This is a genomic window from Promicromonospora xylanilytica (genome assembly GCF_054782895.1).
The window spans coordinates 135,731-155,043 of record NZ_BAAGRP010000004.1 but is presented as its reverse complement, the minus strand read 5'-3'; the positions used below and the strand labels follow the sequence as shown (position 1 = coordinate 155,043).

Annotated in this window: 18 protein-coding genes; 11 read left to right on the top strand and 7 right to left on the bottom strand. The window is 72.1% G+C overall.

All coding sequences use genetic code 11. The annotated features are described in order from the left end of the window. The first annotated feature begins 50 nt into the window (after positions 1-50). The 3 genes from ACYVK7_RS05655 to ACYVK7_RS05645 all read left to right on the top strand — a co-directional run bounded on the left by ACYVK7_RS05655 (position 51) and on the right by ACYVK7_RS05645 (position 2,296). A complete protein-coding gene (locus ACYVK7_RS05655) occupies positions 51-680 on the top strand; it encodes a hypothetical protein (protein WP_460886704.1) in 630 nt (209 codons plus the stop codon). 72 nt (positions 681-752) lie between these two features. Next, positions 753-1,499, top strand: a complete 747-nt coding sequence (gene recO, locus ACYVK7_RS05650) for a DNA repair protein RecO (protein WP_460886703.1) — start codon at positions 753-755, stop codon at positions 1,497-1,499. Next, entirely contained in the window at positions 1,499-2,296 is a 798-nt protein-coding gene (locus tag ACYVK7_RS05645; protein ID WP_460886702.1) for an isoprenyl transferase, read from the top strand. Before recO ends, ACYVK7_RS05645 begins: the two co-directional genes overlap by 1 nt. Before the next feature lie 137 nt (positions 2,297-2,433). On the opposite strand, the gene ACYVK7_RS05640 is transcribed toward ACYVK7_RS05645, so the two are convergent. From ACYVK7_RS05640 to ACYVK7_RS05615, 6 genes are all read right to left on the bottom strand, one after another. After that, entirely contained in the window at positions 2,434-3,486 is a 1,053-nt protein-coding gene (locus ACYVK7_RS05640) for an iron-siderophore ABC transporter substrate-binding protein (protein ID WP_460886701.1), read from the bottom strand. A gap of 120 nt (positions 3,487-3,606) precedes the next feature. Beyond that, entirely contained in the window at positions 3,607-4,398 is a 792-nt protein-coding gene (locus tag ACYVK7_RS05635) for an ABC transporter ATP-binding protein (protein ID WP_460886700.1), read from the bottom strand. Beyond that, positions 4,395-5,420: a FecCD family ABC transporter permease gene (locus ACYVK7_RS05630; protein ID WP_460886699.1), complete on the bottom strand. Its 1,026-nt coding sequence runs from the start codon at positions 5,418-5,420 to the stop codon at positions 4,395-4,397. Before ACYVK7_RS05630 ends, ACYVK7_RS05635 begins: the two co-directional genes overlap by 4 nt. Next, the gene (locus ACYVK7_RS05625) at positions 5,420-6,466 is read right to left on the bottom strand and encodes a FecCD family ABC transporter permease (protein WP_460886698.1); all 1,047 of its coding nucleotides are present in this window, start codon (positions 6,464-6,466) and stop codon (positions 5,420-5,422) included. The genes ACYVK7_RS05630 and ACYVK7_RS05625 overlap by 1 nt, the downstream gene beginning before the upstream one ends. 94 nt (positions 6,467-6,560) lie before the next feature. Then, a complete protein-coding gene (locus ACYVK7_RS05620) occupies positions 6,561-7,118 on the bottom strand; it encodes a hypothetical protein (RefSeq protein WP_460886697.1) in 558 nt (185 codons plus the stop codon). A 187-nt stretch (positions 7,119-7,305) separates the two neighbouring features. Further along, on the bottom strand, positions 7,306-8,718 hold the full coding sequence (locus ACYVK7_RS05615; protein WP_460886696.1) for a glycine--tRNA ligase: 1,413 nt from the start codon (positions 8,716-8,718) through the stop codon (positions 7,306-7,308). 170 nt (positions 8,719-8,888) lie between these two features. Here ACYVK7_RS05615 and ACYVK7_RS05610 point away from each other — a divergent pair, with 170 nt between their 5' ends. The 7 genes from ACYVK7_RS05610 to amaB all read left to right on the top strand — a co-directional run bounded on the left by ACYVK7_RS05610 (position 8,889) and on the right by amaB (position 16,443). Beyond that, a complete protein-coding gene (locus ACYVK7_RS05610; protein WP_460886695.1) occupies positions 8,889-9,890 on the top strand; it encodes a metal ABC transporter substrate-binding protein in 1,002 nt (333 codons plus the stop codon). A 14-nt stretch (positions 9,891-9,904) separates the two neighbouring features. After that, positions 9,905-10,711 (top strand): metal ABC transporter ATP-binding protein, encoded by an 807-nt coding sequence (locus tag ACYVK7_RS05605; protein ID WP_460886694.1) that lies wholly within the window; start codon positions 9,905-9,907, stop codon positions 10,709-10,711. Continuing rightward, entirely contained in the window at positions 10,708-11,643 is a 936-nt protein-coding gene (locus tag ACYVK7_RS05600) for a metal ABC transporter permease (RefSeq protein ID WP_460886693.1), read from the top strand. Before ACYVK7_RS05605 ends, ACYVK7_RS05600 begins: the two co-directional genes overlap by 4 nt. Next, a complete protein-coding gene (locus tag ACYVK7_RS05595) occupies positions 11,643-12,044 on the top strand; it encodes a Fur family transcriptional regulator (RefSeq protein ID WP_460886692.1) in 402 nt (133 codons plus the stop codon). Before ACYVK7_RS05600 ends, ACYVK7_RS05595 begins: the two co-directional genes overlap by 1 nt. 211 nt (positions 12,045-12,255) lie before the next feature. Then, positions 12,256-13,473, top strand: coding sequence for an NAD(P)/FAD-dependent oxidoreductase (locus tag ACYVK7_RS05590; RefSeq protein ID WP_460886691.1), 1,218 nt, complete (start codon positions 12,256-12,258; stop codon positions 13,471-13,473). A 16-nt stretch (positions 13,474-13,489) separates the two neighbouring features. After that, a complete protein-coding gene (hglS, locus tag ACYVK7_RS05585; protein WP_460886690.1) occupies positions 13,490-14,896 on the top strand; it encodes a 2-oxoadipate dioxygenase/decarboxylase in 1,407 nt (468 codons plus the stop codon). Continuing rightward, a complete protein-coding gene (gene amaB / locus ACYVK7_RS05580) occupies positions 14,893-16,443 on the top strand; it encodes an L-piperidine-6-carboxylate dehydrogenase (RefSeq protein ID WP_460886689.1) in 1,551 nt (516 codons plus the stop codon). The genes hglS and amaB overlap by 4 nt, the downstream gene beginning before the upstream one ends. Positions 16,444-16,572: 129 nt before the next feature. On the opposite strand, the gene ACYVK7_RS05575 is transcribed toward amaB, so the two are convergent. Further along, positions 16,573-17,883, bottom strand: a complete 1,311-nt coding sequence (locus ACYVK7_RS05575; RefSeq protein WP_460886688.1) for a hypothetical protein — start codon at positions 17,881-17,883, stop codon at positions 16,573-16,575. Between the two features lie 212 nt (positions 17,884-18,095). Between ACYVK7_RS05575 and ACYVK7_RS05570 the strand changes: the two genes are divergently transcribed. Next, on the top strand, positions 18,096-19,307 hold the full coding sequence (locus ACYVK7_RS05570; RefSeq protein WP_460886687.1) for a hypothetical protein: 1,212 nt from the start codon (positions 18,096-18,098) through the stop codon (positions 19,305-19,307). The last annotated feature ends 6 nt before the right edge of the window (positions 19,308-19,313 follow it).

The following is a 19,313-nucleotide window of genomic DNA, read 5'->3' as shown; positions in this document are numbered from 1 at the left end:
CGGACTCTCGCCACCGACCGGGGCGAGATGCCGGTAAAGTCCTGCTCACCATGACGATGAAGAACCGCATTGTCTGCGCGCTGCTCGGCGCGCTGGCTTTCGCCACCGCGACCCTTCTCCTGCCGTGGCTCCCGGACGCGCTCGTGGGACTGCTCGGCACCGGCGGTGTGCTGCTGTTCCTGGCCGCGCTGGTGCTGCCGACGAACACGCGGCAGCCACCGGTGCACAGCCTGTCGATCCTCGACAAGGGCTACCTGACACCCGCCGAGATCCACCAGGTCCTCGGCATCTGGCTGCCGTCGGGCAGCTCGGCCCTCGACGCGCGGGACGCGCAGTGGACCGTCGCCCGGCACGTCGCCAAGTGGCGCGCCGACCATGTGGTCAACGTCATGGACTACCACGGCGTGGTCGCCGAGCGCCGGATCGAGCTGCTGTCCGTGGTGCAGTGGATCGGCGTGCACCTGCTGCCCGCCTTCCTCGGCCTGATGTTCCTGATCCCGACGCTGGCGCTCAGCGGGTTCGAGAAGATCGGGAACAACTTTCTGCAGACGATGCTGCTCTTCGCGATCTGGGGCACCGTCGCGCTGATCGCCCGCGGCGTGATGGAGAAGCACCTGATCCACCGGTTCGTGTGGGAGCCGGAGCTGACGCCGGACGGTACGCGGTTCGTCGAACGCTGAGCGCTCGTGAAGGTCTTGGGCCGCTGACGCGCGGCGTGCAGGAGTGTCGGTGAGTAGGGGCAGAATGGCTGCGTGCCCCTGTACCGAGACGACGCGATCGTGCTGCGCACCCACAAGCTGGGTGAGGCGGACCGCATCATCACGTTCCTGACGCGGGAGCACGGCAAGGTGCGGGGTGTGGGCAAGGGCGTGCGGCGCACGTCGTCCAAGTTCGGGGCGCGGCTGGAGCCGTTCATGGCGGTCGACGTGCAGTTCCACACCGGCCGCAGCCCACGTCCCGGCATGGGGCTCGACACCGTGACGCAGGTGGAGACCATCGGGGCGTACGCCCGCCGCATCTGCGAGGACTACGCCCTGTACACCGCCGGCACCGTGATGCTGGAGGCCGCCGACCGCCTCGTCGCGCAGGAGCACGAGCCGGCGGTGCAGCAGTACTGGCTGCTCGCCGGCGGGCTGCGGGCACTGTCGGAGCGGCACCACGACGCCAACCTGGTGCTCGACTCGTACCTGCTGCGCGCGCTCGCGGTGGCGGGCTGGGCGCCGTCGTTCGAGGACTGCGCGCGCTGCGGCGAGCCGGGGCCGCACCACTCGTTCAACGTGGCGCAGGGCGGTGCCGTGTGCCCACGCTGCCGGCCGCCGGGCTCCACCGCGCCCGCGCCGGAGACCTTCGCCCTGCTGTCCTCGCTGCTCGCAGGGGACTGGGCGACCGCCGACGCGTCCGACGCGCGGCACCGCAAGGAGGCGAGCGGCCTCGTCGCCGCCTATGGGCAGTACTACCTGGAGAGAACGTTGCGATCGTTGAAGATGGTGGAGCGCTGATGGCCCGGACCCCGAGCCGGGACCTGGTGAAGCCCTATCCGCACCCCTCGGGCGTGCAAGCCCCGCGCATCCCCAAGGAGTTCGTGCCACGGCACGTCGCCGTCGTCATGGACGGCAACGGGCGGTGGGCCAACGCCCGGGGCCTGCCCCGCATCGAGGGGCACCGCGCGGGCGAGAAGTCTCTGCTCGACGTCGTCGCGGGCGCCGTCGACGTCGGCGTCGAGTACGTCTCCGCGTACGCGTTCAGCACCGAGAACTGGAAGCGCTCGCCCGAGGAGGTGCGCTTCCTGATGAACTTCACGCAGGAGGTGATGCAGCGCCAGTGCGACGTGATGGCGTCGTGGGGCGTGCGGATCCGCTGGGCCGGGCGCCGTCCGAAGCTGTGGAAGTCGGTGATCAACGTGCTCCAGGAGGCGGAGGAGCGCACCAAGCACAACGACCTCTGCACCCTGACGATGTGCGTCAACTACGGCGGCCGGGCGGAGCTGGCCGATGCGGCGGCGGCCATGGCCCGCGACGCCGCCGCCGGCCGGCTGGACCCGAAGCGGGTCAACGAGAAGACCGTGCAGAAGTACCTGTACCTGGCCGACCTGCCCGACGTGGACCTGTTCCTGCGGTCGTCCGGCGAGCAGCGCACGTCCAACTTCATGCTGTGGCAGGCGGCCTACGCCGAGATGGTGTTCCTCGACGAGCCGTGGCCCGACGTCGACCGTCGGCACCTCTGGCGGGCCGTCGAGGAGTACGCGAAGCGCGACCGCCGCTACGGCGGCGCCCTGGACACCCCCACGCCGAAGTAGTCATCTGGCGAGGTAGTCACTTGGCGAGGTAGTCATGCAGCGAGGTAGTCACCCAGCGCGAACCGGGCGACTACCTCGCCAGACGACTACCTCGCCAGACGACTACCTCGCCAGACGACTACCTCGGCGGGGCCGGGCTACTCGCCCAGGACGTCAGCGAGCTCGTCGACGAGGGCGGGCACGCCGTCCGGGTAGTCGTACGACAGCGCGGTCGGCGGGCCGACCGACGAGACGGGGATGGTGCCGGCGAGCTGAGCGAGCTTGCCTGCCTTGACGGCCGGGATCGCCTGCAGCTCGGGCTTGTCCGGAACCTCGGCCGCGAGCTCCTCGGTCTGGGAGTAGTTCACCACGACGTCCGACTCGAGCTTGTCCAGCTCCTCGTAGGACAGGGTGTACGTGAACTCCTTACCGCCAGTGGTGTCCAGCTCGTCGACCGCCGGGGCGGTCGTGAAGCCGAGGCGCTCGAGGAAGCCGGCACGCGCGTCGGACGAGTTGTACACGTACACGGAGCCGAGGTCCGGCGAGTCCCAGATCGCTGCGATGGTCTTGCCCTCGAACTCCGGGTGCTCGTTCGCGAGCCCGGCGAGATACTCGTCGATGTCAGCCAGCACCTGCTCGCCCGCGGCACTGCGGCCGAGCGCCTCTGCGGTCAGCGTGATCGTGTCTTCCCAGGACGTCTGCCAGGGGCCGTCGGGGTACGCGACGACCGGTGCGATCTCGCTGAGCAGGTCGTACTGCTCCTGCGTGATGCCCGAGTAGGTGGCGACGATGACGTCGGGCTCCGCTGCCGCGAACTCCTCGTACGGCACGGTCGCGCCGGCCTCCGCGTCCGTCAGGACGGTGGGCAGGTCCATGCCGGCCTCGGTGTACGCGTCCTCGACCCACGGCAGCAGGTTGCCCTCGCCGACGGTCCAGGTCTGCTCGGCGACGGCGACGGGGTGGACGCCCGCCGCGATCGCGGCCTCCGTGGAGCCCCAGCCCCACGTGGCGACGCGTTCGGGCGCCTCCTCGATCGTGGTCTCGCCGAGGGCGTGCTCGATGGTCAGCGGGAACTCGTCGGTCGCGCCGCCGGTGTTGCCCGACGGCGTCGCGCCGTCGGCGGTCGGAGCTTCGGACGCGCAGCCCGACAAAGCCAGGGCGGACGCGGCGACAAGGCCGACGGCCGTCGCGAGGGAACGGCGAAGGCGCACGGTTTTCTCCCGGATGTTCAGTCGTCGACCGGCGGGCGCCGGCCGATATGAGGTAACCCTAACCTCATTAGGTAACGACGATGTTGCGGAATTGTCCAGGTCCGACGTGAGGAGAACCACTCACTTCGAGTGGTAGCGCCCCACCGGTACGACGAGCGGCGAGCCGGCGACCGGGTCGGGCACCACCTGGGCGCGCAGCCCGAACGCCTCGTCCACCACCTCGCGGGTGAGCACGTCGCTGGGCGCACCTTCCGCGACGATCCGCCCGGCCGACATCACGACCAGGTGGTCGGCGTAGCGGGCCGCGAGGTTGAGCTCGTGCAGCACCATCGCGACGGTGGTGCCGCGCTCCCGGTTCAGCTCCGTGAGCAGGTCCAGCAGGTCGAGCTGGTGGCGCACGTCGAGGAACGTGGTCGGCTCGTCGAGCAGCACGATGTCCGTCTGCTGGGCCAGGACCATCGCGATCCACACGCGCTGGCGCTGGCCCCCGGAGAGCTCGGCGACCGGCCGGTCCGCGATGTCCTCGATCCCGGTGGACTTGAGTGCGGTGGTGACCACGGCGTCGTCGTCGGAGGAGTGCCGGCCGAACCAGCCCTGGTGCGGGTACCGGCCCCGGCCGACCAGCTCGGCGACCCGCACGCCGTCCGGTGCGATGGACGACTGCGGCAGCATGCCGACCTTGCGGGCGAGCTCCTTGCGGGGCATGGCCGTGATGTCGGTACCGTCGAGCGTGATGCGGCCCGCGTCCAGCGGGTGCAGGCGGGCAAGCCCGCGCAGCAGCGTGGACTTTCCGCAGGCGTTCGGCCCGACGACGGCGGTGATCTTGCCGTCGGGCAGCGTCAGGTCGAGGCCCTCGATGACGCGCAGGCCGTCGTAGCCCAGGCTGACGCTCTCGGCGCGCAGGTTGGTCATCGGCTCCTCTTCTCGGTGGTGGCGAGCAGCCACAGCAGGTAGGGGGCGCCCACGAGCCCCGTGACGATGCCCACCGGCGCGGCGACGCCGAGCAGCGCGTGCTGCCCGACGACGTCCGCGACCAGGGTGAGGGCGGCGCCGGTCACGGTGGACGCGACGAGCGCGGCACCGCCGTCGTTCACCAGGCGGCGGGCGATGGCGGGGGCGACCAGGGCGACGAACGCGATCGGGCCCGCCGCGCTCGTCGCCAGGGCGACGAGCGCCACCGCGAGCAACAGTGTGCCGACCCGGGCGGCGTCCACGTGCACCCCGAGGGCACGCGCGTTGTCGTCCCCCAGCGAGAGCGGGCTCTGCGTGCGGGAGATGGCGGCGACCGCCACGCACAGCACGAGCGTCCCCGTGGCGACGAGTGAGAGTTGTTCGCCGCGGATGTCCGACACGGAGCCGACGGTCCAGACGAGCACGCCCGCCGCCTCGTTCTCCTCCGCCCGGGCCATCGCCCAGGCCACCAGGGACGAGCACAGGTAGGCGAACCCGACGCCGACCAGCACGAACCGGATCGAGTGCAGCCCTTTGCGCCAGGCGAGCAGCCAGATCGCCAGCGCGACACCGGCCGCCCCCGTGAACGCCAGCCCGGACAGGGCGACCCCGCTCAGGCCGAGGGTCAGCAGGCCGATCACGGCGCCGAGGCTCGCTCCGCTCGAGATGCCCAGGATGTCGGGGGACGCGAGCGGGTTGCGCAGCGTCGACTGGAACAGCGCGCCCGCCAGGCCGAACGCGGCGCCGACCACCACGGCCGCCTCGATGCGCGGCAGGCGCAGCTTCTGGATGATGAAGACGTCGCCCTTGTCGCCGAGGCCCAGCGCGCCGGCGATCGCCTGGCCGGGGGTCAGGCCGGCGGCGCCGATCAGCAGGGCACCGGTCCCGGCGACGAGCACCACGAGCGCCATCGCGGTCACGACGAGGAGCTGACGGCGGCGCCGGACGGCGCGCACGCCGGCGACGGCGGAGATCGTGCTCATCAGGCGCCCACCATGTTCCGGCTGCGGGCGACGGCGATCAGTACCGGCGCGCCCAGGAGCGCGGCGACGATGCCGGCCTCGAGCTCCGACCGGGGCAGGAGCAGTCGGCCCAGCACGTCGGCGGACACCAGCATCACGGGGCCGAGGAGCGTGCCGATCCCCATGATCCAGCGGTAGTCCGTGCCCACCAGGCGCCGCGCCGCGTGCGGCACGACGAGCCCGACGAGCGCGATCGGCCCGGCGAGCGAGGTAGCGGTCCCGGCGAGCAGCACGATGGCGATCGCGGCGAGGGTGCGCGTGGTGCCGACCCGCTGCCCGAGGGCCGTCGCCACGTCGTCGCCGAGGGCCAGCATGTTGAGCCGGTGCGCGAGCCCGGCGGCGAGGACGACGCCGACGACGATGAACGGCCACAGCCACGCGACGGTGTCCAGGCCACGGCCCGTCAGGGAGCCGATCGACCAGAACCGGTACAGGTTGAACGCCTGCTGGTCCTGCAGCAGCACCAGCGTGATGAGCGGCGTGATGAGGGCCGTCACGGCGGCGCCGACCAGCGCGAGGCGCACGGGCTGGCCCCGACCCACCGAGAACACGATCGCCGCGGCGGCTGCCGCGCCGAGGAACGCGAACCACACGTAGCCGATGGGTGCGGTGATGCCGAACAGCCAGACCGCGCAGACGACGGCGAGCGACGCGCCCGAGTTGAGCCCGAGCAGGCCGGGGTCGGCGATCGGGTTGCGCGTCACGCCCTGGATCAGGGTGCCCGCCGCGCCGAGCGCGATCCCGGCCGCCAGTCCGACGACGGTGCGCGGAAGCCGCTGGTCCAGCACCACGTCGTGGTCCACGAACCCCTCGACCGGAGCGGTCAGGGCGCGCCAGACCTCCGCGGGGTTGATGTCGCGGACGCCGAGCGCGAGGCTCGCGAGGACGACCAGCAGCAGGGCGGTGAGCGCGGTGGCCAGCGCGACCGTTCGGCGTCGGGCACGGTGAGCCACGGCTTCCGCACCCGCACGGCGTCCCGCGGGCGCAGCCGCAGGTGAGGTAAGCATTGCCTAAGTGTTCCACAATGCCTGGGATGCTCGGTACGTCTCACACCGTGCTGGGCCTGACCCGCGTCCGCCGCGGGCCAGGCCCACGGGACGGTCAGGAGTAGGAGTCGCAGCCCCAGCCGTCGTTGTCGGCGTCCAGGCGGTGGTAGTCGGCGGACCCCACCCAGACCGTCCGGCGGATGTCGCTGCAGTCGAGGTCGCGGTTCGTCGACGACACGGGGCACTGCCACCGGCCGGCACGGTAGACGCAGACGACGTCGGCCGCGCTGTCGCTCTGGTTGATGCTGTTGCCCGCGTACTTCACGGTCCACCTGCCCGACCGGTTCGCCGTGAAGTTGCGGACGTAGTTGCCGGTGCTGGTGGTGCGGACGGTGCTGACCTTGCGGGGCCGGTCCGGGCCCGCGGGGTCGAAGTGCACGGTGAGGAACTTCGAGGCCATGGGGCGCCAGCGCCCGTCCCGCTTTGCCTTGAGGGTGCCCTTGACGGTGAGGGTCTTGTTCTTGGCGACCGGCTCCGGCTTGGCGTCGACCGTGACGTTCGTGTCGTACTTGACGGCCGCGGGAGCGGGCTCGGGCGCCGCGTACGCGGGTACGGACGCGGTGAGGGCGAGCGCGAGAACGCTCACGAGAGCGACGGTGGTTCGACGGATCATGGGGCCAACCTCTTCTGGGGGCTCGTGGTGCCTGGGACGGCACGTCATGAGTCCAGAGCGGCAGCGGCGCGGAACCTGACTCGATCCTCGCTGATCTCACCCGGGTGATCGTGGCCGCGCGCCCTGCGGCTGCTGCGGGAGCAGGCGCAGGGCGCGCGGTGACGGCTGATCGGGCCTGTCGAGAGCCTCAGGCCCCGACGAGGTGGCCCGCCAGGTAGCTGACCACCTTGTCCAGCGCCACACGCTCCTGCTGCATGGAGTCGCGGTGGCGGATGGTGACCGCCTGGTCGTCGAGCGTGTCGAAGTCGACAGTGATGCAGAACGGCGTACCGATCTCGTCCTGACGGCGGTAGCGCTTGCCGATCGCCTGCGTCACGTCGTAGTCGACGTTCCAGTACTTGCGCAGCTCGGTGGCGAGGGCCTCCGACGCCGGGAGCAGGTCAGCCGTCTTGGACAGCGGCAGCACGGCTGCCTTGACCGGGGCCAGGCGCGGGTCGAGACGCAGCACCGTGCGCTTGTCGACGCCGCCCTTCGTGTTCGGCGCCTCGTCCTCCGCGTACGCCTCGACGAGGAAGGCCATGAGCGACCGGGTCAGGCCGGCGGCCGGCTCGATGACGTACGGGAAGTACTTCTCGTTGGTCACCGGGTCGCGGTACGAGAGGTCCTTGCCGGAGCTCTCCGTGTGCGTCTTCAGGTCGAAGTCCGTACGGTTCGCGACGCCCTCGAGCTCGCCCCACTCGCTGCCCTGGAAGCCGAAGCGGTACTCGATGTCCACGGTGCGGGTCGAGTAGTGCGACAGCTTCTCCTTCGGGTGCTCGTAGTGGCGCAGGTTGTCCGCCGAGATGCCGAGGTCCGTGTACCAGCTGGTGCGCTGGTCGATCCAGTACTGGTGCCACTCCTCGTCCTCGCCCGGCTTGACGAAGAACTCCATCTCCATCTGCTCGAACTCGCGCGTGCGGAAGATGAAGTTGCCCGGCGTGATCTCGTTGCGGAACGACTTGCCGATCTGGCCGATGCCGAACGGCGGCTTCTTGCGCGCGGCCGCCGCGACGTTGGCGAAGTTCACGAAGATGCCCTGCGCGGTCTCGGGGCGCAGGTAGTGCAGGCCCGACTCGTCCTCGACGGGGCCGAGGTGCGTCTTCAGCATCATGTTGAAGTCGCGCGGCTCGGTCCACTGGCCACGGGTGCCGCAGTTGACACACACCAGGTCGGTCAGCGGCACGGAGTCCGGGTCGTCGATGCCCTTCTTGTCGGCGTGCGCCTCCTGCATCTGGTCGACGCGGTACCGCTTGTGGCACGAGAGGCACTCGGTGAGCGGGTCGGTGAACACGCCGACGTGGCCGGAGGCCACCCAGACCTGGCGGGGCAGGATCACCGAGGAGTCGAGGCCGACGATGTCGTCGCGGCTCGTCACGGTCGAACGCCACCACTGCTTCTTGATGTTCTCCTTGAGCTCCACGCCGAGGGGGCCGTAGTCCCACGCAGAACGCGTTCCGCCGTAGATCTCACCCGACGGGAAGACGAAACCTCGTCGCTTGGCGAGCGAGACGACGGCGTCGAGCTTGGCGGTCTGCGCAGAGCGCACTGACTTGTCGGACACGAGGGCTCTCTCCAGGGGAACAGGCGGGAAACAATGTCCGCCAAGCCTACCGTTCGCGGTAGCGGGCAGGGTCTTCCGGGGCCGGTGTGGCCGTGACCGGACAGGGGCGTGACGGACCTCTCCACGCCGATCTTTGACAACCGTTCTCAACAAGCGTGAGAATCGTTCTCATGACATCGCCTCGCGCCGCCGGCGCCGCCCTGACCAGCATCGCACTCGCCGCCACCGCGGCTCTCGCTGGCTGCTCGACCCAGGGGGCCGGCGGCTCCGCAGGCGAGGCCGACGGCGTCACGGTGCTCGCGTCGTTCTACCCGCTCCAGTACGTGGCGCAGCAGATCGGCGGCGACCTGGTCACCGTCGACAACCTCACGCCCCCGGCCGCCGAGCCGCACGACCTGGAGCTCTCGCCGGCGCAGGTTCGCGAGATCGGCACCGCGGACCTGGTCGTGTACCTCTCCGGCTTCCAGAACGCCGTCGACGAGGGTGTCGAGGCCCGTGCGCCCGAGCACGTGATCGACGCGGCGGGCCCGGCCGGCCTCGCTGAGCACGCGGACGAGGGGCACGCGGACGAGGGGCACGAGGGAGAGACCGAGGAGGAGCACGCGGAGCACGCCGACGAGGCGGGCGACGGCCACGACCACGGCGCGACCGACCCCCACTTCTGGCTGGACCCGAGCCGGCTCGCCGCCGTCGGGCAGGCCGTGGCGGACGAGCTGGCCGCGGTGGACCCGGAGAACGCGGACCAGTACGCCGCCGGAGCCCTGCGGCTGGGCGAGCAGCTCGACGAGCTGGACCAGGAGTTCGCGGACGGTCTGGCCGCCTGCCAGGGCGCCACGCTGGTGACGAGCCACGCGGCGTTCGGCTACCTCGCCGACCGGTACGCGCTGGAGCAGGTGGGCATCTCGGAGCTCGACCCCGAGGTGGAGCCGTCCCCGGCCCGTCTGCGGGAGATCGGCGACGTGGTGGAGGAGCGCGGGGTCAAGACCCTGTACTCCGAGACCCTCGTGAGCCCGAAGGTCACCGAGACGCTCGCCGCCGACCTGGGCGTCGAGACCGCGGTGCTCGACCCGCTGGAGGGCCTGTCCGAGGACGCGACCGCGGCGGGCGACGACTACGTCTCCGTGATGCGTGCCAACCTGGGCGCGCTGGAGGAGGGTCTGGTCTGCGAATGACGGACACTAGGCACGTGACCGATTCGAGCGAAGCCGTCATCGAGGCCCGCGGCCTGCACTTTCGTGCGGGCGCGAGCCACATCCTGCGCGGCATCGACCTGACGGTCCAGCACGGCGAGGTCGTGGCGCTCCTGGGGGCGAACGGCTCTGGCAAGTCCACCCTCGTCCGGGCGCTGGTCGGCATCAACGTGCCCTCGGAGGGCACCGTCCGGCTGCTCGGTGAGTCCCTCGGGTCCGGCCGGCGCGCCGCCGCCGTCGACTGGAGCCGGATCGGCTACGTGCCGCAGCGCGCCGGCGCCGCGGGCGGTATCCCGTCCACGGCGCAGGAGGTCGTCGCCTCCGGCCTGCTGCACGGCCGCCGGCTGCGGCTGCCGCGCGGCTGGCGCGACCGGGTGCACGGGGCGCTCGAGCAGGTGGGCCTCGCCGACCGCGTGCGCGACCCGGTGCACCTCCTGTCCGGCGGGCAGCAGCAGCGCATCCTCATCGCGCGCGCCCTGGTCCGCGAGCCCGACCTCCTCGTCCTGGACGAGCCTGTCGCAGGCGTGGACGTCGCCAGCCAGGAGGCGTTCGCCGCCACCATGGAGCGGCTGGTCGACGGCGGCCTCACGGTGCTCGTCGTCCTGCACGAGCTCGGCGAGCTCGAGCCGCTCGTCACCCGCGCCGTCGTGCTCCGGCACGGCAAGGTCGTGCACGACGGCACCCCGCCGCGGGCCCGGCACGACCACGACCGCGTGGGCCACCGGCACCAGCACCCGCACGCCGACGACAACTCCCTCGACTCCGCGGAGACACTCGCCCTCGACCTGGAGGTGCGCCCATGATCACGCTCATGCTGACCGACCCGTTCATGCAGCGCGCCCTGATCGCCGCGCTCCTCGTGGGGGTGACGGCGCCCGTCGTCGGCACCTACCTGGTGCAGCGCAAGCTCTCCCTGCTCGGCGACGGGATCGGGCACGTCGCCCTGACCGGTGTCGCGCTCGGCTGGCTCGTCGGCGCGGGCATGGGGCTGGCCCCCAACGACGTCCTCGCCGTACCGGGAGCCGTCGTGGCGGCCGTGATCGGTGCCGTCCTCATCGAGGTGGTCCGGCGTCGTGGGCGCACCTCCGGCGACCTCGCGCTCGCGATCATGTTCTACGGCGGCATCGCCGGCGGTGTCCTGCTCATCGGCATCGCCGGCGGCTCCTCCGGGAACCTCATGCAGTACCTGTTCGGCTCCATCTCCACCGTGTCCGACGCCGACCTCTGGCTCACCGTGGTGCTCTCCCTCGTGGTGCTGGCCGTCGGCGTGGGCCTGCGGCACGCGCTGTTCTCGGTGAGCCACGACGAGGAGTTCGCCATCGCGTCCGGGCTGCCGGTCTGGGCGCTCAACGTCATCGTCGCGGTCGTGTCGGCGCTGACCGTCACGGTCGCCATGCGCGTCGTGGGTCTGTTGCTGGTCAGCGCGCTCATGATCGTGCCCGTCGCGGTGGCCCAGCAGGTCACGCACGCCTTCGGCCGGACCATGCTCACGGCGTGCGTCGTCGGCGTCGTGGTCTGCGTGACCGGCCTGAGCATCACCTACTGGTACAACGTCTCGCCCGGCGCGACTATCGTGGTCCTGGCCATCGGGGTCTATGCGGTGGTCTCCTTGGTGGCGCCGCTCCTGACCCGGCGGCGCCCCGCGCACGACCCACATCCTGATCTGCCCGACGACGTCGACCTGCCGGCTGCCGCAACGGAACGTGCGGCCGCGGCCGGGAAGGAGTGCCGCTGATGGCTGCCCGAATGACCCGCCAGCGGACCGCTGTCGTCGAGGCGCTCGACGAGCTCGCGGACTTCCGCTCGGCCCAGCAGCTGCACGAGACCCTGCGGGCGCGAGGTGAGTCCGTCGGCCTCGCCACCGTGTACCGGGCGCTGCAGGCGCTCGCCGACGCGAGCGAGGTCGACGTCCTGCGCGCCGAGGACGGCGAGAGCCTGTACCGCCGCTGCGCGCGCCGCGAGCACCACCACCACCTGGTGTGCCGGCACTGCGGTCGGACCGTCGAGATCGACGGCCCGACGGTCGAGGCCTGGGCCTCGAAGGTCGCCGCCGCACAGGGCTTCGACGACATAGAGCACACGATCGAGCTCTGGGGCACGTGCGCGGATTGCCGCGCCTCCGCCGCGTCGAGGTAGTCATCTGGCGAGGTAGTCACTCAGCGAGGTAGCCGTCCGGAGGGAATCGGATGACTACTTCGCCACGCGACTACTTCGCCACGCGACTACTTCGCCACGTGACTACCTCGCGGAGGGCGGCGGCGGGGTTTTCCGTCGGCTCGCGGGAGTTCTCGCAGGAAGAGTTCCGGCGGGTGCCCGCATTCGCAGGACGGCGTGGCAGGATGCGTGCATGACCTCAGCACGGCACTCCGCGGACCGTCGCGGACCGCTCCCCGCGCTGGCTGAGGTGGTGGTGGTCGGCGGCGGCGCGATCGGCGCGTCGGTGGCCTTCCACCTCGCCGAGGACGGCGTCGACGTGCTGCTCCTCGAGGCGGACGAGCTCGCGTCGGGCAGCTCGGGCAAACCCATCGGGGGAGTGCGGGCACAGTTCTCCGACCCGGCGAACGTCGACCTCGGCAACCGCAGCCTCGAGCTGTACGAGGACTTCGCGAACCGCCCGGGCGCGGACATCGGGCTGGAGCAGCCCGGCTACCTGTTCCTCCTGCCGGACGCCGACGACGTCGCCCTCTTCGAGCGGTCGGTGGCCATGCAGAACGAGCACGGGGTGGCGAGCCGCATGCTCGATCACGACGCCGTCCGCCGGCTCAACCCGTACGTCGACGTCGACCGCTACGCCGGGGCCGCCTACGCCGCACGCGACGGGTACGCCCACCCGAAGGCCGTCGTCGAGGGCTACGCGGCGGGCGTCGAGCGCCTCGGCGGAACGGTGCGCACGCACGTCACCGCGACGGACGTCGAGACCCGGGGCGGCGACGTCGTCGCCGTCTGGACCGACCAGGGCCGGGTCCGCACCGGAGCCGTCGTGCTCTGCGCGGGGGCGTGGACGCGGGACCTGGCGACCAAGGCGGGGCTCGACCTGCCCGTCGACCCCTACCGGCGGCAGATCGGCTTCACCCCGGCGCTGGACCCCGCGCCGCTGCGTGTGCCGTTCACCATCGACTACGGCACCACGTTCTACTTCCACAACGCCGACCCCGACGGGCTGCTGCTCGGCATCGCCGACCCGGCGACCCCCGTCGCGTTCGAGCGCACCTACGACCCGGCGTGGCTGCCGCTGCTGCGCGAGGCGCTCGGACGCTGCGCCCCCGAGTTGGTCGACGTGCCGGTCGCACGCGGCTGGGCGGGCCTGTACGAGATGACGCCGGACCACAACGCCCTCATCGGCGAGGCCACCGGCGTGCCAGGGCGCGTCCTGTACGCGGCGGGCTTCTCCGGCCACGGCTTCCTGCAGGCGCCCGCGGTCGGCGAAGCCGTGCGCGACCTCTACGCGGGCCGCCCGCCCCGGGTCGACGTGTCCGGGTTCAGCGCGGACCGCTTCACCGGTCCGACGGCCGACCAGACCACCACGAGCCCAGGGCGACGAGGCCCTGAGGCGAACATCATCTGACGAACAGGAGAGACCGATGTCGGCACCGACGTTCCTCGAGCCCTGGCAGCTGAGAGCGGCGTTCGCGCGCAGCCTCTCGGACATGTACGGCAAGGAAGTACCCGCCTACACCACGCTGCTGGACGTGTCGCACGAGGTCAACGCGGACTTCGTGGCACGCAACGGCGCGGACGCCGAGCGGCTCGGCTCCATCGCGCGCGTCACCGCGGAGCGGCACGGCGCCATCCGGGTCGGCACGCCGACCGAGATGTCCCAGGTCGCCAGGATCTTCGGCGCGATGGGCATGTACCCGGTCGGGTTCTACGACCTGCGGGACGCGTCGTCCAGCTCCGTCCCCGTGATCTCGACCGCGTTCCGCCCCGTCGAGCGCGAACAGCTGGCCCGCAACCCGTTCCGGGTCTTCACGTCCATGCTCGTCACGGCGGACCGCCGGTTCTTCACCGAGGACCTGGAGCGCCGCCTGGAGAACTTCCTCGGCGACCGCACGCTGTTCGGGCCGGAGCTGCTGGCGCTCGCGGACCGGGCCGAGGCCGAGGGCGGCCTGCCCGAGAACCAGGCGGCCGAGTTCCTGCGCCTGGCGACCGAGGCGTTCGAGCTGTCCCGCGAGCCCGTCGACCAGGCCTGGTACCGCGAGCTGGAGGCGGTCAGTGCGGTGGCGGCCGACATCGGCGGCATCGCGTCCACGCACATCAACCACCTCACGCCGCGCGTGCTCGACATCGACGACCTGTACGCCCGCATGGAGGCCCGCGGCATCACGATGATCGACGCGATCCAGGGCCCGCCGCGCTGGGAGGGCCCGGACGTGCTGCTGCGGCAGACGTCCTTCCGCGCTCTCGCCGAGCCACGGACCTTCCGCACGGCCGAGGGCGAGGTCGTGCGCGACTCGCTGCGCGTGCGGTTCGGCGAGGTCGAGGCCCGCGGCATCGCGCTCACCCGCGAGGGCAGGGCCGCGTACGACGCCGCGGTGCTCGAGATCGACGCCGCCGCCGCGGCCCGGGCCGGCGACCCCGGCTTCACGGAGGAGCAGCGCCAGGAACTCGCGCGCGACGTCTGGCGCAGGACCTTCCCGACGACCGAGACGGCCCTCGCCGACGACGGCCTGGGCTGGTTCACGTACGAGGTGGGTGCGGACGGCTCCGGCGTGGTGCGCCGGCCCGTCGTCTACGAGGACTTCCTGCCCCGCTCCGCGGCGGGGATCTTCCAGTCCAACCTGACCTCCGACGGCGCCAAGGACGCCAGCCAGGATTCCGCCGTCCGGGACGCCGACTGGATGGCCGGCGCGCTCGGCCGTGAGCTCAACGACCCCTTCGACCTGTACGCCGACCAGGTGGCCAGGTCGCTCGCCGGCGCCGCCAAGACCCTCGGTGTCGACCCGGCCACCCTCAGCACGCCCCACCGCACAACGGGAGTATCGCGATGACCAGCACCACCACCCACACCCCCCTGACGACCGAGCTGCGGGACGCCGCCCTGGCCGCCCTGGAGCGCCTGGGCGCCACGCCCGCGGTGGTCGAGCCCGTCGATGACGCCGCCCTGCCCGTGGTGTCGCCGCTGTCCGGCCAGCCCTTGCTGCACCTGCGGCGCGACGGTGCCGCCGAGTCGGCCACCGCCGTGGGCCAGGCCGCTGACGCGTTCACGACGTGGCGCTCCGTGCCCGCTCCGGTCCGCGGCCAGGTCGTCAAGCGCCTTGGCGAGCTGCTCACCGAGCACAAGGCCGACCTGGCCGAGCTCGTGACCATCGAGGCGGGCAAGATCACCAGCGAGGCCCTGGGCGAGGTCCAGGAGATGATCGACATCTGCGACTACGCCGTCGGACTGTCGCGGCAGGTCGGCGGGCGCACCATGCCGTCGGAGCGCCCGGGCCACCGCCTCATGGAGACCTGGCACCCGATGGGCGTCGTGGGCGTGATCAGCGCGTTCAACTTCCCGGTGGCCGTATGGTCCTGGAACACCGCCGTGGCCCTGGTCTGCGGCGACACCGTCGTGTGGAAGCCGAGCGAGAAGACGCTCCTGTCCGCCGTCGGCGCCTCCGCGCTGCTGGACCGGGCGCTGTCCGAGGCAGGCTTCCCCGCGGGGGTCTCGCGGCTGCTGCTCGGTGACCGCGAGGCCGGCGAGGCCCTCGTGGCCGACCCGCGCGTCGCGCTCGTCTCCGCGACAGGCTCGGAGCGCATGGGGCAGCAGGTGGCGCCCGTCGTCGCGGCGCGCGGCGGCCGGTACCTGCTGGAGCTGGGCGGCAACAACGCGGCGGTCGTCGCGCCGTCGGCGGACCTCGACCTCGCCGTGCGCGGTGCGGTGTTCGCCGCCGCGGGCACGGCGGGGCAGCGCTGCACGTCGCTGCGGCGGCTCATCGTCCACGAGTCCGTCGTGGACGACGTCGTCGGGCGGCTCTCGAAGGTCTACACCGGTCTGCCGGTGGGGGACCCGCGCACGGAGGGCACGCTGGTGGGCCCGCTGGTCGACGCCGGCGCGCGCGACCGCATGCTGGCCTCGATCGACGAGGCGGTGGCGGCCGGTGGCGAGCTCGTGGTGGGCGGTACCGCGGTGACGGTGCCGGGGGCGGAGGACGCCGCGTACGTCCAGCCGGCGATCGTGCGCATGCCCGTGCAGGCGGACGTGGTCAAGCGCGAGACGTTCGCGCCGATCCTGTACGTGCTGACCTACTCGGAGCTGTCCGAGGCGATCGCCGTCCACAACGACGTGCCCCAGGGGCTGTCCTCGGCGATCTTCACGCTCGACGTGCGCGAGGCGGAGACGTTCATGTCGGAGGTCGGCTCGGACTGCGGCATCGTGAACGTGAACATCGGCACCTCGGGTGCCGAGATCGGCGGCGCGTTCGGCGGCGAGAAGTCCACGGGTGGCGGGCGCGAGTCCGGCTCCGACGCCTGGAAGCAGTACATGCGCCGCGCCACCAACACGGTGAACTACTCGACGGAGCTGCCGCTGGCGCAGGGCGTCAACTTCGGCTGACGGCCCCCACGACGGAGCCCGCCACGACGGAGCCCGCCACGACGGAGCCCGCCACGACGGACCCGGCCCGGCCCCACGCGTTCTGCCGCGTGGGGCCGGGTCGGGTCCGTCCGTAGGTAGCGCCCCGGGTCAGGAGACGCTGGCGGGGACGGCCGCCAGGGAGCCGGTCGGTACGTCCGTGCTCGGGGCGTACCTGCTCACGGCGCCGATGGAGACGCCGAGCCGTGCCGCGACCTCCTGCACGGAGAGGTTCTGCTCCCACCGCAGCACCCGGATCTCGCTGATCTGCTGGGTGGTGAGCGGCAGGGCCGGCTCGGCGCCCGCGGCCTTCGTCACGTCCTTGGACAGGGCGTCCCAGTCCCGGACGGGGGCGGCGACCGACGGGGCCACGTCCGGCGCCACCCGCACGGGCGCGTACTTGTCCTCCAGGTGCACCCGCTCCACGCTGCCGGTGTCGACGAGAGCGGTCAGCTCGCTCTCGACCCGGGCCGGCTCTGCCGGAACGGGCTGGGGCCGGCGGTCGTCGTCCCGCTCGGCGGGGGCGGGGGCGGAGTCGGCGGCGGGGGCGGCCCCGGCCGACGCCGCGTCGGCCGCACCGGTCCCGGCCGGCTCGGCCTCGGGTCGCTCGGCGTCGACCAGGTCGGCGCCCGGCAGGCCGACATCCGACAGGTCGACCCCGGGCAGGCCGTCACCCGGGAGGACGATGCCCGGCAGGAGGGCGCCTGGACGGTCGGCGTCGGGCGCGTTCTCGTCCGGCATCCACGCGCCGGCCAACGACGCGGCCTCCTGGACGACGTCGCGGATCGTGCGTTCCGACTCCAGGTGCGGGCGGGTCACCTCGGCGGTGACGGCGGCGGGCACGTGGCGGTGCACCCGCGTCACCGCGGCGTTCACCTCGGCGATGCGGGTCGCCCGGTCCTCCTCGGGGGCGATCTGCGCGAGGCGCACCGCGTCGAGCATGTCCAGCACGGCCGTCTCGCGGTCCGCCTGGATGTTGGCCTGCCGGTCGAGCTCGCGCGCGCTCGACGCCGACTGGAAGAACAGGTGCACGGCGACCGCCGCCAGGACCGGGGCGACGGCACGTGAGGCCGCGAAGATGCCCTCGCCGAGCAGCCAGCCGTGCCATGCGGCGAGCGCACCGGACAGGACGCCGACGACGATCGCGCCGCCGAGCCAGCGACCGTGCCCGGTGGGCTGTCGGCCGGTCTCGAGCGCCCGGTCGGCCCGGCGGCGTCCCTCCCAGGCGAGGCCGATCACCAGTGCCTCGTAGGCCACACCGAGCGCATAGCCGAGCTCAGGCCCCTCATAGGCGGCGATGGTGTGCGACATGCCGATGTAGGCCCAGGCCGAGAGCCCGAAGGCACCCAGGGCGAACCCCGGGTTCCTGCGCGTGTCGGCGATGACCGCAGGGACGCGTCGGGAGCGCTTCTCCGATGCCATGATGGGTGTTTCCCTCTCCGTCGGTACAGGTTCGCGGGACTGGGCGACCGAGGCGTGTGATCGAAGTCCGGCCACCATGAAGGTGCAAGGCTGATCTTGGACCAGTTGGGCTCTTTGTGCTCTTTACGCTGATGATGTAGCGCTATTTGGTTATCCACAGGCGACGCTATTTGGGGCTTGTCCGCAGTGTTTCCTGGTGAATCATGGATGCCATGACCTGCACACTGACGCTCCGAGACCGCCTCGACCTCGCGACCCGGCTGGCGGACCGCCTGGTCGCGCACGTGCTGCGGCCCGGCAACGCGGAGGCCGTCGCGCGGCAGGTCGCGTTCGTCCGGTCGGAGGCGCTCGTGCTCGCGAGCGACGTCGACGAGGAGCGATACGACGCCGTGACCAGGGACTGCGCCACGGGCATGCTGGTGCACGCGGGGCCGCACGCCGCGCACGGTTCCCTGGTCCGCAGGCTCCTCGGCGAGACGCCGCCCGGTGGGAGCCCCGACGACGAGGGCACCTCCGCCGCCGGGCTCACCGTCGACGACGCGGAGCGCGCGCTGCTGGAGCAGTGGCGTGACGGCGGGGTGCTCGGCTTCTTCATCGTGACCGACCTGGTCGACGAGCACGCCGTGCTGCACAACCTCGAGGACGACCTGGAGTACCGGGTCTTCACGGGACGCTCCGAGATCCGTTCGGCCGAGCTCGTGCAGGGACTGCCGCTCTCGGGGCGCATCCTGCCGGTCGGGGCGGTCTGGCTCTTCGCGGGCACCCCGGCGGTCTTCTCGCCGAGCGCCATCGAGGGGGTCGTGCACGGCGTCGTGGGGCTGCTGGCGTCGTCGCCCTGCCCGGCCTACCGCAACCCGCGCACGCTGGCTCGCGCCCGCGAGCTCGTGGCCGACCACCACCGGGTCTTCCGCGACCTCTTCGGCGACGTCGTGGTGGAGGGCACCGCGTCGCACGTCGTCGACTGCTGCCTGCGGTTCAAGGACCGGATCGGGGCTCCCGCGGAGGAGTTCGCGCTGCTGGGTGCGCTCCGCGACGAGCTGTGGCTGCCCGACGACGCCGCCGATCCCGACGACGCGACGTTCGCCCTGGTGCACCACCCGGTCAAGGGGCTGCGCCTGCTCGACTGGTACGCACAGCTCCGTGAGGTGCACCGCGCGCCGCTCGTGCCGTGGAAGCCGCAGCGGCTGGCCCAGGTGCTGGCCGACCCGGACGTGCCGTCGTGGGTGCTGGACCTGCTCGCCCAGCGCCATCCGGACCACCTGGACGCGCTGTACCGGGCGGCGTCCGGCAGGCCGGGCTTCACCTGGGAGCGGGACGGCGCGGCGCTCCTGCGTGACCGCGAGCCGACGGCGGTCAGGGACGAACCGGGGATCGTCATGGCGTCGTCGGTCATGGGGCGGGTACCGCCGCCGGGCTGGTCGTGAGCGTGT